General features: G+C 68.9%; 16 protein-coding genes and 1 pseudogene. 9 read left to right on the top strand and 8 right to left on the bottom strand.

Features of this window, described 5'->3' with window-relative positions; all coding sequences use genetic code 11:
- The first annotated feature begins 155 nt into the window (after positions 1-155).
- The 7 genes and pseudogenes from L2U69_RS08065 to L2U69_RS08040 all read left to right on the top strand — a co-directional run bounded on the left by L2U69_RS08065 (position 156) and on the right by L2U69_RS08040 (position 7,681).
- Positions 156-3,065 carry a 2-oxoglutarate dehydrogenase E1 component gene (locus L2U69_RS08065; protein WP_236106447.1) on the top strand — a complete coding sequence of 970 codons (2,910 nt, stop codon included), beginning with the start codon at positions 156-158 and terminating at the stop codon, positions 3,063-3,065.
- Positions 3,066-3,113: 48 nt separating this feature from the next.
- Complete coding sequence (odhB, locus tag L2U69_RS08060; RefSeq protein WP_236106271.1) at positions 3,114-4,331, top strand: 2-oxoglutarate dehydrogenase complex dihydrolipoyllysine-residue succinyltransferase; 1,218 nt, start codon at positions 3,114-3,116, stop codon at positions 4,329-4,331.
- 106 nt (positions 4,332-4,437) lie between these two features.
- A pseudogene (locus L2U69_RS19315) lies at positions 4,438-4,653 on the top strand (biotin/lipoyl-containing protein); the annotation flags it as partial.
- Positions 4,654-4,836: 183 nt separating this feature from the next.
- Positions 4,837-6,219 (top strand): dihydrolipoyl dehydrogenase, encoded by a 1,383-nt coding sequence (lpdA, locus tag L2U69_RS08055; protein ID WP_456243235.1) that lies wholly within the window; start codon positions 4,837-4,839, stop codon positions 6,217-6,219.
- 161 nt (positions 6,220-6,380) lie between these two features.
- Positions 6,381-6,803 carry a hypothetical protein gene (locus L2U69_RS08050; protein WP_236106269.1) on the top strand — a complete coding sequence of 141 codons (423 nt, stop codon included), beginning with the start codon at positions 6,381-6,383 and terminating at the stop codon, positions 6,801-6,803.
- Positions 6,804-6,848: 45 nt separating this feature from the next.
- Positions 6,849-7,274, top strand: coding sequence for a hypothetical protein (locus L2U69_RS08045; protein WP_236106268.1), 426 nt, complete (start codon positions 6,849-6,851; stop codon positions 7,272-7,274).
- On the top strand, positions 7,271-7,681 hold the full coding sequence (locus L2U69_RS08040; RefSeq protein WP_236106267.1) for a hypothetical protein: 411 nt from the start codon (positions 7,271-7,273) through the stop codon (positions 7,679-7,681). The genes L2U69_RS08045 and L2U69_RS08040 overlap by 4 nt, the downstream gene beginning before the upstream one ends.
- A gap of 7 nt (positions 7,682-7,688) precedes the next feature.
- Here L2U69_RS08040 and L2U69_RS08035 read toward each other — a convergent pair whose 3' ends face one another.
- The 5 genes from L2U69_RS08035 to L2U69_RS08015 are packed head-to-tail and all read right to left on the bottom strand — an operon-like array spanning position 7,689 to position 11,141.
- On the bottom strand, positions 7,689-8,432 hold the full coding sequence (locus L2U69_RS08035) for an energy-coupling factor ABC transporter ATP-binding protein (RefSeq protein ID WP_236106266.1): 744 nt from the start codon (positions 8,430-8,432) through the stop codon (positions 7,689-7,691).
- Positions 8,429-9,148, bottom strand: coding sequence for a cobalt ECF transporter T component CbiQ (cbiQ, locus tag L2U69_RS08030; protein ID WP_236106265.1), 720 nt, complete (start codon positions 9,146-9,148; stop codon positions 8,429-8,431). The genes L2U69_RS08035 and cbiQ overlap by 4 nt, the downstream gene beginning before the upstream one ends.
- Positions 9,145-9,738, bottom strand: coding sequence for a carboxypeptidase-like regulatory domain-containing protein (locus L2U69_RS08025; protein ID WP_236106264.1), 594 nt, complete (start codon positions 9,736-9,738; stop codon positions 9,145-9,147). The genes cbiQ and L2U69_RS08025 overlap by 4 nt, the downstream gene beginning before the upstream one ends.
- Positions 9,735-10,346, bottom strand: a complete 612-nt coding sequence (cbiM, locus tag L2U69_RS08020) for a cobalt transporter CbiM (protein WP_236106263.1) — start codon at positions 10,344-10,346, stop codon at positions 9,735-9,737. The genes L2U69_RS08025 and cbiM overlap by 4 nt, the downstream gene beginning before the upstream one ends.
- Before the next feature lie 15 nt (positions 10,347-10,361).
- Positions 10,362-11,141, bottom strand: coding sequence for a DUF4198 domain-containing protein (locus L2U69_RS08015; RefSeq protein WP_236106262.1), 780 nt, complete (start codon positions 11,139-11,141; stop codon positions 10,362-10,364).
- 135 nt (positions 11,142-11,276) lie between these two features.
- Here L2U69_RS08015 and ilvA point away from each other — a divergent pair, with 135 nt between their 5' ends.
- Positions 11,277-12,797, top strand: coding sequence for a threonine ammonia-lyase, biosynthetic (ilvA, locus tag L2U69_RS08010; RefSeq protein ID WP_268967295.1), 1,521 nt, complete (start codon positions 11,277-11,279; stop codon positions 12,795-12,797).
- A 9-nt stretch (positions 12,798-12,806) separates the two neighbouring features.
- Here the strand turns inward: ilvA and L2U69_RS08005 are convergent, their stop codons facing one another.
- On the bottom strand, positions 12,807-13,481 hold the full coding sequence (locus L2U69_RS08005) for a TetR/AcrR family transcriptional regulator (protein WP_236106261.1): 675 nt from the start codon (positions 13,479-13,481) through the stop codon (positions 12,807-12,809).
- A 208-nt stretch (positions 13,482-13,689) separates the two neighbouring features.
- Between L2U69_RS08005 and L2U69_RS08000 the strand changes: the two genes are divergently transcribed.
- Positions 13,690-14,874 carry a YbfB/YjiJ family MFS transporter gene (locus tag L2U69_RS08000; RefSeq protein ID WP_236106260.1) on the top strand — a complete coding sequence of 395 codons (1,185 nt, stop codon included), beginning with the start codon at positions 13,690-13,692 and terminating at the stop codon, positions 14,872-14,874.
- A 7-nt stretch (positions 14,875-14,881) separates the two neighbouring features.
- Here the strand turns inward: L2U69_RS08000 and L2U69_RS07995 are convergent, their stop codons facing one another.
- Together L2U69_RS07995 and L2U69_RS07990 are read right to left on the bottom strand one after the other, a co-directional pair.
- Positions 14,882-15,373, bottom strand: a complete 492-nt coding sequence (locus L2U69_RS07995) for a GNAT family N-acetyltransferase (RefSeq protein WP_329605378.1) — start codon at positions 15,371-15,373, stop codon at positions 14,882-14,884.
- 37 nt (positions 15,374-15,410) lie between these two features.
- Positions 15,411-15,704, bottom strand: coding sequence for a DUF1330 domain-containing protein (locus tag L2U69_RS07990; RefSeq protein ID WP_236106259.1), 294 nt, complete (start codon positions 15,702-15,704; stop codon positions 15,411-15,413).
- Positions 15,705-15,718: the final 14 nt, after the last annotated feature.

Below are 15,718 nucleotides of genomic sequence, written 5' to 3'. Positions count from 1 at the left end.
GGTGGGCACGCAACCGGCGGGGGAGTCCCGCGGGGCAGAAATTCGGTACCCGGTGGCGGGGCGCCATCGGCGGTTCAGGCAACGGCTTCGCGGCCAACAACGGCTTCGCGGCCAGGCAGAGAGAGCGGCCAGATCACGGTCGCGGCTTGACGGACATGACGACCCAGCTCGACGAACTCTCGTTCCTCAACGGCGCCAACAGTGCGTTCATCGAGGACCTTCTCGCCCGTTACCAGCAGGATCCCGCTTCGGTCGACCCTTCCTGGGCACGCTATTTCGACGCCATCGGCGACAGCCTGTCGACCAGCAAGGGCCCGAGCTGGGCCCGGCCCGACTGGCCGATCGTGAAGAACGGCCTCGAGGACGAGGAAAAACCCGCGACCAACGGCAAGGCCGCCGCCAAGCCCGCCGCCGCCCCGGCGCCCAGCGCGGCCGACATCCGGGCCGCGACCCTCGATTCCGTCCGCGCGATCATGCTGATCCGCGCCTACCGCATCCGCGGCCATCTGATCGCCAATCTCGATCCGCTCGGCCTCGCGCCGCCGCGCCACCACCCGGAACTCGAGCCCGCGACCTACGGCTTCACCGATGCCGACATGGACCGGCCGATCTTCCTCGACTTCGTGCTCGGTCTCGAAACCGCGACCATGCGCCAGATCCTCGAGATCCTGCGGCGCACCTATTGCGGCAGCGTCGGCGTCGAATTCATGCATATCGCCGATCCCGCCGAGAAATCGTGGATCCAAGCCCGCATCGAAGGCGCCGAGAAGGAAATCTCCTTCACCGTCGAGGGCAAGAAGGCGATCTACAACAAGCTCGTCGAGGCCGAGGGCTTCGAGCACTTCCTGAACAAGCGCTTCACCGGCACCAAGCGTTTCGGCCTCGACGGCGGCGAGGCGCTGATCCCGGCGATGGAAGGCATCATCAAGCGTGCCGGCAATCTCGGCTGCAACGAGATCGTGCTCGGCATGGCCCACCGCGGCCGCCTGAACGTGCTCGCCAACGTGATGAGCAAGCCCTACACGGTGATCTTCTCGGAGTTCCAGGGCGGTTCGGCCAATCCGGACGACGTCCAGGGCTCGGGTGACGTGAAGTATCACCTCGGCACCTCGTCGGACCGCGAATTCGACGGCAACAAGGTCCATCTGTCGCTGGCCGCCAACCCGTCCCACCTCGAGATCGTCGATCCCGTGGTCATCGGCAAGGCCCGCGCCAAGCAATGGCAGAAGAACGACGTCGACCGGGTCCAGGTCATGCCGATCCTGCTGCACGGCGACGCCGCCTTCGCCGGCCAGGGCGTGGTGGCGGAATGCTTCGGCCTTTCGGGGCTGCGCGGCTACCGCACCGGCGGCACCATCCACATCATCGTGAACAACCAGATCGGCTTCACCACGGCGCCCCATTTCTCGCGCTCCTCGCCCTATCCGTCCGACATGGCGAAGATGGTGGCGGCCCCGATCTTCCACGTGAACGGCGACGATCCGGAAGCGGTCTGCCACGTCGCCAAGATCGCGACGGAATATCGCCAGATGTTCCACAAGGACGTGGTCATCGACCTGTTCTGCTATCGCCGCTTCGGTCACAACGAGACCGACGAGCCGATGTTCACCCAGCCGCTGATGTATTCGAAGATCACCGGCCATCCGGGCGTGCGCGAACTCTATGCCAACCGTCTGGTGGCCGAAGGCGTGCTGACGGCGGACGAGGCGACCAGGGCGGTGGACGACTTCTATGCCCAGCTCGACGCCGATCTCGAGACCTCGAAGAACTACAAGGCCAACAAGGCCGACTGGCTGGAAGGCCGCTGGGCCGGCATGACGGTCGCGCGCGGCGACGTGCGCCGGGGCGAGACCGACGAGTCGATGAAGACCCTGAAGGAGATCGGCAAGGTTCTGACCACGATCCCCGAGGATTTCAACCCGCACCGCACGCTGCGCCGCGTGCTCGACGCCAAGCGCAAGATGTTCGAGACCGGCGAAGGCATCGACTGGGCGACCGGCGAGGCGCTGGCCTTCGGCTCGCTCCTTCTCGAGGACGTGCATGTCCGGCTGTCGGGCCAGGATTCGGGCCGCGGCACCTTCTCACAGCGCCATGCCGTCTGGGTCGATCAGGTGGACGAGAGCCGTTACCTGCCGCTGCAGAACCTGGGGCCCAAGGCGCAGAGCTTCGAGGTGCACGACAGCATGCTGTCGGAAGCCGCCGTGCTCGGCTTCGAATACGGCTACTCGATGGCGGAACCGAACGCCCTCGTGCTCTGGGAGGCGCAGTTCGGCGATTTCGCCAACGGCGCCCAGGTGGTGTTCGACCAGTTCATCGCATCCGGCGAATCGAAATGGCTGCGCATGTCGGGCCTCGTCGTGCTGCTGCCGCACGGCTACGAGGGCCAGGGGCCGGAGCATTCGTCGGCCCGGCTGGAGCGCTACCTCCAGCTCTGTGCCGAGGACAACATGCAGGTCGCCAACTGCACGACGCCGGCGAATTATTTCCACATCCTGCGCCGCCAGATCCACCGCAAGTTCCGCAAGCCGCTGGTCCTGATGACGCCGAAGTCGCTGCTGCGCCATCCGCGCGCGGTCTCCAGGCTGGAAGAGATGGGCCCCGGCACCTCGTTCCACCGCGTGCTCGAGGACGATTTCGACACCAAGGCGGAATTCCCCAAGATCACCGGGGACTTCCGACTGGCCAAGGACGAGGACATCAGGCGCGTCGTCATGTGCACCGGCAAGGTCTATTACGACCTGCTGGCGGATCGCGAGAAGCGCGGCCTGGACAAGGTCTACATCGCCCGCGTCGAGCAGCTCTATCCCTTCCCGGCCAAGACCCTGGTCAATCTGCTGCAGCGTTTCCCCAAGGCGGACGTGGTGTGGTGCCAGGAAGAGCCGCGCAACATGGGCGCCTGGTTCTTCGTCGAGCCCTGGATCGAATGGGTGATCGGCAAGGCCCGGGGCAAGCCCGGCCGCGCCGCCTATGCCGGGCGCGCCGCCGCCGCCTCGCCGGCGACCGGTCTCCTGCGCAAGCATGTCGAGGAACAGGCGAAGCTGGTCGGCGATGCGCTGACCGCCTGAACCGTCCGTCACGAGCGAATTGAAGAGAAACGCCGAAGAGGCTGAAGAATGACGATCGAACTCAAGGTCCCGACACTCGGCGAGTCCGTCACCGAGGCGACCATCGGCAAGTGGCACCGCAAGGTCGGGGAAGCCGTGAAGAAGGACGAGACCCTGGTCGAACTCGAGACCGACAAGGTCGCGGTCGAGGTCAATGCACCGGAATCGGGCGTGCTGACCCGGATCGACGCCGCCGAGGGCGACAATGTCGTGATCGGCCAGATCATCGGCGCCATCGACGAGACGGCGACCGCCGCCGCCCCGGCCGCGAAGCCCGCCGCCGCTGCCCCGGCGCCGGTCGCCGCGCCGGCACCCGCGCCCGCTCCGGCGGCCCCGGCCCCGGTCGCTGCGCCCGCGGGCGCCACCCCGGGCCCGGCCGCGCGCAAGCTGCTGTCCGAATCCGGTCTCGACCCGGCCACCGTGCCGGCCACCGGCCCGGGCGGCCGCGTGACCAAGGGCGACGTGCTGGCCGCCGTCGCCAACCCGCCGAAGCCGGCGGCCAAGGTGCTGCCGCCGCGTCCCGAGGATCCGCGCGAAGAGCGCGTGAAGATGACCCGCCTGCGCAAGCGGATCGCCGAGCGCCTGAAGGAGGCGCAGGATACCGCCGCCATGCTCACCACCTTCAACGAGGTGGACATGACCAACCTCATGGAGGCGCGCAACCAGTACAAGGAACTCTTCGAGAAGAAGCACGGCGTGAAGATGGGCTTCATGTCCTTCTTCGTGAAGGCGGCGGTCCAGGCGCTCAAGGAAGTGCCGGCGGTCAATGCCGAGATCTATGGCGACGAGATCGTCTACAAGAACTACTACGACATCTCGGTCGCGGTCTCCTCGCCCAGCGGCCTCGTCGTGCCGGTGGTGCGCGATGCCGACAAGCTCGGCTTCCACGAGATCGAGAAGGAGATCGCCCGTCTCGGCGCCAAGGCGCGTGACGGCAAGCTCGCGATCGAGGACATGCAGGGCGGCACCTTCACCATCTCGAACGGCGGTGTCTTCGGCTCGCTGATGTCGACCCCGATCATCAACCCGCCCCAGTCGGCGATCCTCGGCATGCACAAGATCCAGGACCGGCCGATGGTGGTGAACAAGCAGATCGTGTCGCGGCCGATGATGTATCTGGCCGTATCCTACGACCACCGCCTGATCGACGGCCGCGAGGCCGTGACCTTCCTCGTCCGCATCAAGGAAGCGATCGAGGATCCGGCACGCCTGCTCTTCGGCGTCTGATCACGGAATACCCACCGTTCCTGGCAAGCTCGGAACGGCAACGGTTTCATAAGCCCCCACCCCGAGCTTGTCGAAGGGTGGGGGTTTGCATTCGAAGGCTTGGATCATGACCATCGAACTCAAAGTGCCGACCCTCGGCGAATCGATCACCGAAGCCACGGTGGGCGCCTGGAACAAGCGGATCGGCGAATCCGTGAAGAAGGACGAAGTCCTGGTCTCGCTCGAGACCGACAAGGTCGCGGTCGAGGTCTCGGCCCCCGAGGCCGGCGTGCTCGCCTCGATCGCCGCCAAGGAAGGCGAGACCGTGGTCATCGGCCAGGTCCTCGGCATGATCGACGAGACCGGCAAGGCCGCCGGCGCCTCGGCCGCCGCCGCCCCGGCACCCGCGCCCGAACCGGCACCCGCGCCCGAACCGACTCCCGCGCCGGCCCCTGCGCCCGCTCCCGCCGTCGCGGCCGGCCCCGCCGTCGCCGCGGTCTCGGGCGAGGATGCCTATGACCTCGTCATCATCGGCGGCGGCCCGGCCGGTTACACGGCGGCGATCCGCGCCGGCCAACTCGGCTTCAAGACGGCGATCGTCGAGAAGCGCGGCACGCTTGGCGGGACCTGCCTGAACGTCGGCTGCATCCCCTCGAAGGCGCTGCTGCATGCCACCGAATTGTTCGACGAAGCCCAGCACGGCTTCGCCAAATTCGGCATCAAGGCGGACGGCGTCTCGGTCGATCTGCCGGCCATGATGGCCCACAAGGCCAAGGTGGTGACCGAGCTGACCAAGGGCATCGAGTTCCTCATGAAGAAGAACAAGGTGACCTATCTCGCCGGCGCCGGCCGCTTCAAGTCTGCCGATACCATCGAGGTTACGCTGAACGACGGCGGCACGAAGGAGATCAAGGCGGCCCGCACGCTGATCGCCACCGGCTCCGACGTCTCCTCCCTGCCGGGCATCGAGATCGACGAGAAGACCGTGGTGTCCTCGACCGGCGCGCTCGCCCTCGACAAGGTGCCGGGCAAGCTGATCGTCATCGGCGGCGGCGTCATCGGTCTCGAGCTCGGCTCGGTCTGGAAGCGTCTCGGCGCCGAGGTCACGGTGGTCGAATTCCTCGACCGCATCACCCCGGCCATGGACGGCGAGGTTTCCAAGAATTTCCAGCGCATCCTGGGCAAGCAGGGCTTCGAATTCATGCTGTCCCACAAGGTGACGGCGGTGAAGCCCGGCAAGAAGGGCGCCAAGGTCACGGTGGAGCCGCGCGACGGCGGCGAGGCCAAGACCCTCGAAGCCGATATCGTCCTCGTCGCCGTCGGCCGCCGTCCCTATACCGACAATCTCGGCCTCGACGCCGCCGGCGTGGAGACCACGGATCGCGGCTTCATCCCGGTCGATGCCCATTACGCCACCAACGTCGGCCACATCTATGCCGTGGGCGACGTCATCGGCGGCCTGATGCTGGCCCATAAGGCCGAGGAAGAGGGCGTCGCGGCGGTGGAGATCATGGCCGGCCAGCACGGCCACGTGAACTACGAGTCGATCCCTGGCGTCATCTACACCATGCCGGAAGTCGCCAATGTCGGCGCCACCGAGGAAAGCCTGAAGGCGGCGGGCATCGCCTACAAGACCGGCAAGTTCCCCTTCACGGCGAATTCGCGGGCCAAGGCCAACAGCCAGACCGAAGGCTTCGTCAAGGTGATCGCCGATGCCGCGACCGACCGCATCCTCGGTGCCCATATCATCGGCGCCGATGCCGGCAACATGATCGCCGAGATCGTCACCGCCATGGAGTTCGGCGGCGCCGCCGAGGATCTGGCCCGCACCAGCCACGCCCATCCGACCGAGATGGAAGCGGTGCGCGAGGCGGCGCTGGGCGTCAACGGCGGCACAAGGCAGATGTGACCATGACCGGCCGGCAGCCCGACGAGCCAGACTCGCCAGACGCCGGCCGGCCAGTGTCCGGCCCGCCAGACACCGTCCGGCCGGACACTGGCCAGCCCGGGACGGCCGGGGCGGAGATCATTCCCTTTCGTCCCCGCCCGCCGAAGCCGAAGCCGCAACCCATGGGGCGCGGCCCGGTCATCGGCCCGCGCAATCGGGTGGCGGCGCGCCTGCGCACCGTCGAGGCGGTCTGCTTCGGCTTCATCTTCGGCCTCGTCGCCCTTCTCCTGGAGCGGCCGGCGGCGGCCATGCCCTATTTCGTGCTCGGTTTCGCCATCGCCGCCGGCGCCTGGTTCGCCATCGCGCCCCGGCGCGGCGCCATCGACAATGGCACCATCTTCGTCGCGGCCCTGGCCTCGGCGCTCGCCGGCTGGCTCGCCTATGCGGCGGCGAAGAGCGTCCTTGCCGGCGGCGGCGTGCTCACGGTTTTCGGCAGTTTCGTGGGCGGCATCGCCTATGCCGTCGTGGTCGCCTGGCCGGTCGGTATCGCCGCCGGCTTCGTGGTGCGCCGCCTGTCCCTGCAATGGCGGCCGCAGCGCAAGTGAGGCGCTTCACAGCGCCGGCGGCCCGCGACGTCGCATGATGCCGCCATGACGCGGATCGGCTTCTTCCTCGAGTCGCTCGGCTTCGGCCTCGTCGCCGCCTTTCTGGTGGTGGCGCTGGGCGGGGCGGAAGACGAAGTGCCCCTGTGGCTGATGGCCGGCACCACGCTGTTCGCCGTCGGTGCCTGGGCGGTCGCGATCGACCGTTCAGGGCTCGTCCATCCAGGCTTCGCCGCCCTGATCGGTATCGCCGTGGTCTGCGCCTTCCATCTCTTCGCCGCGATCCAATTGCTCCTTTATGCCGGCGTCGAGGCCGGCGACAAACCTGTGGATCTGGTCAGCGGTGCGCTCTGGATCGTCTTTCTGTCGCTGGTCGTGGTGGGGCGCCACGCTCTCCTCGCCGGCATCGTCTATTCCGTCGTCTTCGCAATGGCCAGCCGCCTCTGGCGCTTTCGGCCGAAGGAGGAAGAGTGAGCTTCACACGACTGATCCTGCCGCCGCTCGTCTTCGGCCTCGTCATGGCCGGGCTTTCCCATGCCGCCGCCGAGGCACTGTGGCCCGGCGGCGTCTTCGGGCGGCACGATGTGGCGACCCTGGTCGGGGCCGGGGTTGCAAGCTTCGCGACCGCGCTGGTCGTCATGCTGATCAACAAGGGCCGTCCCGTCCGCCTGCATCAAGGTGTCGGGCTCGGGGTGCTGGCGCTCTTCGTCGGGCATTTCATCTTCGCGGTGCTCAGCGATCATGGCGATCCCGACGGCATTGCCAAGCTGATCGACCGCGCCCTCGATTTCGTGAAGCGCGGTGCCTTGGTGTCCTTCCCCCTCTTCGTCGGCGGCGGCGCGCTCTTCGCGCTGACGATGGGGCGGCGCAAGGCGGGCTGACGGCCGTTCAGTGGCGGTGATCGGCCACGGGGCTTTCGGTGTGCCCGGCATCTTCGACGTGAAGATGCAGATGGTCGTGGGTGTGGGGGTGGCTGTGAAAGGCCGCGGGCCACAGCCGCCCGCCCTGCAACGCCACCACCCGCGTCGCCAGCCGGTGCAGGAAGCGCCGGTCGTGGGAGACGACGATCATCGCCATCGGCAGGCCGGTCAGGATGTCGAGCAGGCGCAGGTAATGATCATGGTCGAGGGCGTTGGTCGGCTCGTCCAGCAATAATGCCTCGGGTTCCATGGCCAGCACGCCGGCCAGCGCCACCAGCCGTTTCTCCCCGCCGGAAAGTCCGTGGGTGACGCGCTCGGCGAGATGGCCGAGGCGCAGTCGATCGAGGATATCCCGTGCCTTGTCGGCGGCGTCGCGGGCGTCGAGCCCGAGGTTCAGGGGACCGAAGGCGACGTCGTCGATCACGGTCGGGCAGAACAATTGATCATCCGCGTCCTGGAACAGGAAGCCCGCCCTGGCGCGGACGGCGCGGAAATCCTTCTCCGCCCGGCGTGGCGTGCCGAAGGCGCTCACCGTGCCGCGCACCGGCTTTTCGAGACCGATCAGGGTGCGCAGCAAGGTGGTCTTGCCGGCACCATTGGCCCCGACGAGGGCCAGGCGCTCCCCCGCTCGAAGTTCGAGGCAGGCGTTCGCCAGCACCGCCCGCCCGCCGCGCTCGACCGTTACGTCCGACAGGGCGAGCAGCGGGGTCACGGCATCAGGTCCAGGGCCAGCAGGGTGCCGGCCGCGACCAGGGCCATGGCGGTGCAGGCGGCCGCGCCCGCCCGGGATTCGGGCGGGCCGATCGCCGGCAGGCGCCCGTCGAAGGCTCGGCAGCGCATCGCCTCCTCCACCCGCTTCGCCCGCTCGAGGGCGCGGACCAGCACCATCCCGGCCATGTTGCCGTAGCTGCGGAAGGCGTGCAGCGAGGTTCCGGCGGTGAAGGCGCGGGCGCGCATCGCCTCGCGCAGACGGCGGATCTCGTCCCGGAACAGGTCGACGTAACGCGCGGTGAAAACGAACACCTGCACCAGCCGCAGCGGCACCCCCAGGCGCCGCGCCGCATGGCCGAGGCGCACGGGATCCAGATCGCCGATCAGGGCGAAGAGCAATGCCGCGGCGGCATTCACCTTCATGACGATGCCGAAGGCGCGCCACAGCCCCTCCGCGCTCGCGTCCAGCGGCCCGATGGCGACCAGGGATGTACCTTCGACCGTGAACGGCAGCATGACCAGCAGCAGCACGAGAAACCCCTCGACATGGCGCAGCCGATGCAGCAGGACCGCAGGCGGCCTGCCCGCGAGCAACACGAGGACGAATGCCCCGATCAACGCCACGCCCTGGGCCATGGGATGGCGCAGGGCCGCGATCGCCGTCACCAGGACCAAGGCGGCGAACAGCCGCGCGGCGGGCGCCACGCCGGCGATCATCGCCGCTTTCCCCGGCGCCCGGCGAACCAGAGTGCCATGCCGCCGAGGCCGACGATCATGCCGATGCCGCCGACCACGTCGTTGAAGCGGATCCGCCCCTCCGCCGCGTCACAGGCTTCGAGGAGGGGGCGGATCTGGCGCGCCACGGCCCGGTCGACAGCCTGCTCGATCGCCGCCGCACCCGAATTTGCGGGTGCACCTGAATTTGCGGGCGCCCCGGAATTTGCGGGCGACTCGGGACTTGCGGGCGCCGGCGCGGCGGGGGTGGGAATGGCGGCGAAGCGGGTCGGGCCGATCGCGGCCGTCGCCACATGGCCGTCCCGGGCATCGACGGTCACGGTGAAGTCGCCCGGCGCGGGCGGCCTCCAGGCAAAGCCGCCTTCGGCGTCGGTCGTCGTGCGGTGAGCCTCCCGACCCGCCGCGTCGCGGATCACGATCTCGGCCCCCTGGGGCCTGCCGCCGCCGATGAAGAAGGCATAGCCGGTGATGACGCCGTCCTCCACCGTGGCGAAGAGTTTCAGGCGGTGCGCCGCCGCCGGCGCCGTTGCCGCCAGCACGAGGGCGAGGGCCAGGATGAGACGGCGGATCATGGAGTGGCGCCCATCAGGGCGTCGGGCTTGACCCGTTTCAGGAAGCCGATCGCGAAACCGGTGACCAGGGCTTCCGCCGCCGCCAGCGGCAGATAGGTGACCACCACCACCCGGGCCGACGGCACGTAGTCTCCCGACGACAGGGCGAGGGCGAGGGCGACTCCGCCCCCGGTCGCCAGCACCGAAACGGCGCCGGCGATCCCGGCCAGAAGAGCGGCCCGGCCCGGTGCCGCGCGAGCCACCGGGCCCGCCAGCACCAGCGCCGCGACGACGCCCGGCAGGGCGATGTTCACCGTATTGACGCCGAAACTGGTCAGCCCGCCAAAGCCGAAGAGCAGCAACTGCAGGGCGAGCCCGACCATGACCGCCACGGTGACGAGCGGCCCGATCATCAATCCCATCAACGCCGACAGCAGGAGATGCACGCTGGACGGCCCGACCGGCACCGCGACCAGGGAGACGGTGAAGAAGACGGCGGCCAGGATCGCGGTCTCGGGAATGCGCTCTTCCTCCAGCCGGCGGAGCGCGACGCCCGCCATGGCGACGGCCCCGGCCCAGCCGGCCGCCGCGACCGGCAGGGACAGGACGCCGTCGGGGATATGGGCCATGGTGCCGCCTCCGTCTCAGGGCCCGCCCATATCGGTTGCCTTCACCCAGATCAGGGCGCCTTCCTCGACCGGCACGTCCTCGCCTGCCGGGTTCTTCATCGTGGCGTCGGCCTCGGTCAGGGCGGCGAAGCCCCACCAGCCGGCGCGCGGCATGGCGTAGGAAAAGGTGCCGTCGGCGTCGGCCGTGATCACCTGGGTCACGAAGGCGTCGTTGGGCGCGGTGACCGTGCCGTCGTTGACGTATTCGACCTCGATCTCGGCGAAGGGCACCGGCGCGCCGGCCTTGGTGACGACGCCGGTGAAGAGATTGCCGGTCCAGAGCCCGGTCGGACGGGTCAGGGGACGGATTTCCACCGGCAGGCCGACCATGGCGTCCCAACCCTCGCCGGTGGCGTAACTGTCGACGATCACCTTGGTGTAGTGGACGATGTATTTGCCTTCCGCCGGTTCCCAATAGGGCCGGGGTTCGACGAAGAAGACGGCGGCGCCGGGCGTCTTCAGGTCGACGCTGGCGCGCCACGCGCGCTCGCCGCCGGCCAGCACCTCGACCAGGGCGCCCGCCAGATCGACCGTCTCGCCGTCGCGCAGCATGGCGAAGCGCGCGGGGCGTTCCATGCGCATCTGCGGACCGCCGTCCATCGGATGGGTGAAGACGAGATCGAGATCGACCGTGCCGCCCTCGGGCAGGACGTCGGCGCTCGGCAGCAATTCCTGGAAATGGGCGAAGGCCGGCGCGGTGAAGCCCGTCGAAAGGGCGCCCGTCGAAAGGGCGAAGGCGAGAAGGGCGGCGCGCATGTCGATCTGAACTCCCCTGGCGATGACGGTATGATGATTTAGGAGATTCGTCATACCGGCAAGGGGAAATACCGCATCGCGGCGACAGGACGGCGCGCATGCGCTATACCGGCGCTCTGTCCAGGAGAGCCGATTTTGACCGACTACGTCCGCAAGATCCTCGATGCCCGCGTCTATGACGTCGCGGAGCAGACGCCGCTCGATCCGCTCCCGCGCCTCGGCGGGCGGATCGGCGCTTCCGTCTTTCTGAAGCGCGAGGATCTGCAGCCCATCTTCTCGTTCAAGATCCGCGGCGCCTACAACAAGCTGGTGCGCATGACGCCCGAGGCGCGGGCGGCGGGCGTGGTCTGCGCCTCGGCCGGCAATCACGCCCAGGGCGTCGCCCTCTCCGCGAAGCGCCTGGGCTGCCGGGCGGTCATCGTCATGCCGGTCACCACGCCCCCGATCAAGGTCGAGGCGGTGCGCTATCACGGCGCGGAGATCGTGCTGACGGGCGATACCTTCGACGTCGCCCATGAACACGCCCGCGCGCTCGAGGCCGAACAGGGCCTGACCTTCGTCCACCCTTACGACGATCCGGACGTGATCGCCGGCCAGGGCACCGTGGGCATGGAGATCCTGCATCAGCACCCCGATCCGATCGAGGCGATCTTCGTGCCCGTCGGCGGCGGCGGGCTGGCCGCCGGCATCGCCTCCTACGTCAAGTTCCTGCGGCCCGAGACCAGGGTGATCGGGGTCGAGCCGGTCGATGCCGCCTCGATGAAGGCGGCGATCGAGGCCGGGCACCGGGTGGTGCTGGACCGGGTCGGCCTCTTCGCCGACGGCGTTGCCGTGCGCCAGGCGGGGGAAGAGACCTTCCGCCTGTGCCGGGATCTGCTGGACGATGTGATCACCGCCGATACGGACGCCATCTGCGCCGCCGTGAAGGACGTGTTCGAGGATGTCCGCGTCATCGCCGAGCCGGCGGGGGCATTGTCGCTCGCGGGGCTCAAGGCCTATGCCGCCCGGGTGCCGGAGCGGACGGGGGCCCTGGTCGCCATCGCCAGCGGCGCCAACATGAATTTCGACCGCCTGCGCCATGTCGCCGAACGGGCCGAGATCGGCGAGGCGCGGGAGATCCTGCTGGCGGTCACCATCCCGGAACGGCCGGGATCCTATCGCCGTTTCATCCAGGTGCTGGGCGACCGCAGCATCACCGAATTCAACTACCGCTACGCGGCGGGCGGCGATGCCCATGTCTTCGTCGGCATCAAGCTGGCGGACGCGCGGCGCGACAAGCCGCCGATCATCGCGGCGCTGGAGGGCCTCGGCCATCGCGTGCTCGACATTTCGGCGGATGAGACGGCGAAGCTGCACATCCGCTACATGGTCGGCGGCCGCGCGCCGGCCGGCCTCGCCGACGAACTGCTGCTGCGCTTCGAGTTTCCGGAACGGCCGGGCGCCCTGCTGCGCTTCCTCGACGGTGTCGGGCCGGACTGGAACATCACCCTGTTCCACTACCGCAACCACGGCGCCGACTATGGCCGGGTGCTGGTCGGGCTTCAGGTGGCCATGGCCGACCGGCCGCGACTCGAACGCCAGCTCGCGGCGCTCGGCTATCCTTACGAGGACGAGACCGACAATCCCGCCTATCGCCTGTTTCTCGGCACGGCCTGACGGCGCCGGTCAGACGGGCGGCTGTTTCGTCCTGAGGCCGTTGACGAAGAGATCGACCAGGAATTCCGTGTGGGTCTCGATCGACAGCGGGCTCAGGGGGTCGACGCCGTGCAGGCGAACGAGGGCGGCGCCGCCGCCGAAATAGGTGACCACGGCGCCGATCATGGCCTGGATCACGCTGGTGATGGGCACCGGGCGGATGATGCCCTTGTCGATCGCGTCCCCCAGGATGTCGATCAGGATCTGGTGCAGCGGCAGCAGAATGTTTTCCGCCAGCCAGTCGAGTCGCGTGCCGGGCGCCAGGGTCTCGCGCGCGACGATCAGGGCCGCCATGCGGTTGTCGGCCGAGAAATGGGCGAACTGGCGGATGGCGACGGCGAAGGCGTCGAGCGGCGGCACCTGGGCCAGCAGCGGGCGCCCGGTCTCGACCTGTGTCCGCAGCGGCGCGAAGGCCCGGGTCGCGGCCTCGCGCCAGAGCTGCTCCTTGTTCTTGAAGTAATAGTAGATATGGGGGTGGTGCACGCCCGCCGCCGCCGCGATGCGCAGGATCGACGCGGCATCGAAGCCGGCGCAGGCGAATTCCTGCATGGCGGCCAGCAGAATGGCCTCGCGCAGATTGGGCTGCAGGTCGGCCTTCTGGCGGGACGCGCGCTTGCGGGTCGTCTTGGTCGGGATGTCCGTCACGGCACTCGCTGAAAAAATGTCAACTTGCCTTTCATAGCAGGCCACCGCCCGCCTGTCGAAGCTTGCGGGCCCGACCGGGATCGCTTCGCCTGATTCCCGAAAGCCGAATGGGCCCGTGTGCCGGGAGCATGGCTCGGCCATTGCCTTGATACGCGCGACGGGGAACCGTAGGCCCAGGGGCGACAGGCCCGTGCGGAAGGGAGACGGCATGACCGAAGGCGCCGGACAGAAGTCCATCGCGGGCGAGACCGCCATGGTCGCGGCCCTGGCACTGGCGCCGGCCATCGCCCTCGGCATCTCGCGTTTCGCCTATGCCCTGATCCTGCCCGACATGCGCGACGACCTCGGCTGGAGCTATGCCCTCGCCGGCTGGCTGAACGCCAGCAACGCCGTCGGCTATCTGCTGGGCGCCATGGTGGCGTCGCGCCTGATCGCCGCCGTCGGCGCCTTCGCCGCCACCTGGTGGGGCAGTGTCGCCTGCGCCCTCGGCGTTCTCGCCTGCGCCCTGTTCGACGGCGTGCCGGCCCTCAACGCGGCGCGCCTGGTCTCGGGCGTGGGCGGGGCCTTCGCCTTCGTCGGCGGCGGCGTGCTGGCCGCGGGCATCGCCGCGCGCCATCCCGAACGGGGCACTTTCCTGCTCGGCCTGTTCTATGCCGGGCCCGGGCTCGGCATCGTGCTGTCGGGGCTCGCGGTGCCGGTCATGCTGGGCGGCGCGGGGGGCGGTTCGTGGCGCGGCGCCTGGGTGCTGCTCGCGGTCCTGTGCCTGCCGATGATCCTGCTGCTGGCCAGGGCACGGCGCAGCGGCGGCGGGCAGGCCGCGCTGGCCGGCGGGCGGGCGCGGATCATGCCCATGGCCCCCATGCTGGCCGGATATTTCTGCTTCGGGGCCGGCTACATCGCCTATATGACCTTCATGTTCGCCTATGTCCGGGGGCTGGGGGCCGGGCTCGGCTTCCAGGTCGTGTTCTGGCTGTCGATCGGCGTCGGCGTCATGGGGGCGCCCTGGGCCTGGGCCGCGCTGCAGTCGCGGCTTCGCCACGGCCATGGCTTCGCGGTCGCCAATGCCGTCGTCGCCGCCGCCGCCATCCTGCCGCTGGTGACCACGGCCCCGGTGGCGCTGGTCGTCTCCGGTCTCTGTTTCGGGGGATCGTTCCTGACCGTGGTGTCGTCGACCACGCAATTCGTGCGCCGCAACCTGGCGCCCGGCGCCATCACCGCCGGCATCGGCGCCTTCACCACCGCCTTCGGCCTGGGGCAGACGCTCGGCCCCGTGGTCTCGGGCGCCGTCACCGACGCGCTCGGCGCCGTCTCCGCCGGGCTCTGGGGCTCCGCCCTGACATTGTTCGGGGCGGTCGTCCTCGGTCTCCTCCAGCGCGACCTGAAAGAGGCCTGAGAGCCCTTCACAGCATCTTCTGCAGGAAGGCGAGGTCGAGCCAGCGGCCGAATTTCACGCCCACCTCGGGCATCAGGCCGACGTGGGCGAAGCCCAGCTTCTCGTGCATGCGGATCGACGCCTCGTTGCCGGCCTCGATCCCCGCCACCATGACATGCTTGCCGAGATGGGCCGCCCGGTCGATCAGGGGCACCATCAGCGCCGGACCGATACCGCGCCCCCGCGCCTCGGCCGCGACATAGACCGAATGCTCGACCGTGTGGCGGTAACCGTCGAAGGCACGCCAGTCGCCGAAGCTGGCGTAGCCGAGAACCCGTCCGTCCTCCGCCGCGACCAGCACCGGATAGCCGTGATCGACGCGCGCGAACCACCAGGCACGGCGATTGTCGAGATCCACCAACGTATCATTCCAGATCGCCGTCGTGTTCAGGACGGCGTCGTTGTAGATCGCCATGATGCCGGCCAGATCGGCTTCCGTGGCGTCCCTGATCTCCATCATCCTCTCTCCTCGGGGCTCGAGCCGGCGGCGATGCCGCTCAGCCGCCGATTCCCGACGCCAGAATGACCGTGCCGGTGGTCGCCGCCAAGCGGTCGCGCGAGATCTCGACATAGTCGGGCGAGCCGGCCCAGGTTTCGAAAGCGGTCCGGTCGGCGAAGGCGATGAGGACGAGCTTGTCCGCCGTCCATTCGCCCTCGACCACCAGGGGCGCTTCGTCCGCCGCCAGAAGGCGCCCGCCATGGCGTTGCAGCACCGCCATGAAACGCGCGGCATAACGGTCGTAGGTGGGCCGGTCGTGGATCCGGATCTGGGCGATGGCATAGACGGTCACGGCGATCTCTCCTC

This window comes from Zavarzinia marina (assembly GCF_021568905.1).
GTDB classification, from domain to species: domain Bacteria; phylum Pseudomonadota; class Alphaproteobacteria; order Zavarziniales; family Zavarziniaceae; genus Zavarzinia; species Zavarzinia marina.
This window is presented reverse-complemented; position numbering and strand designations above follow the sequence as displayed.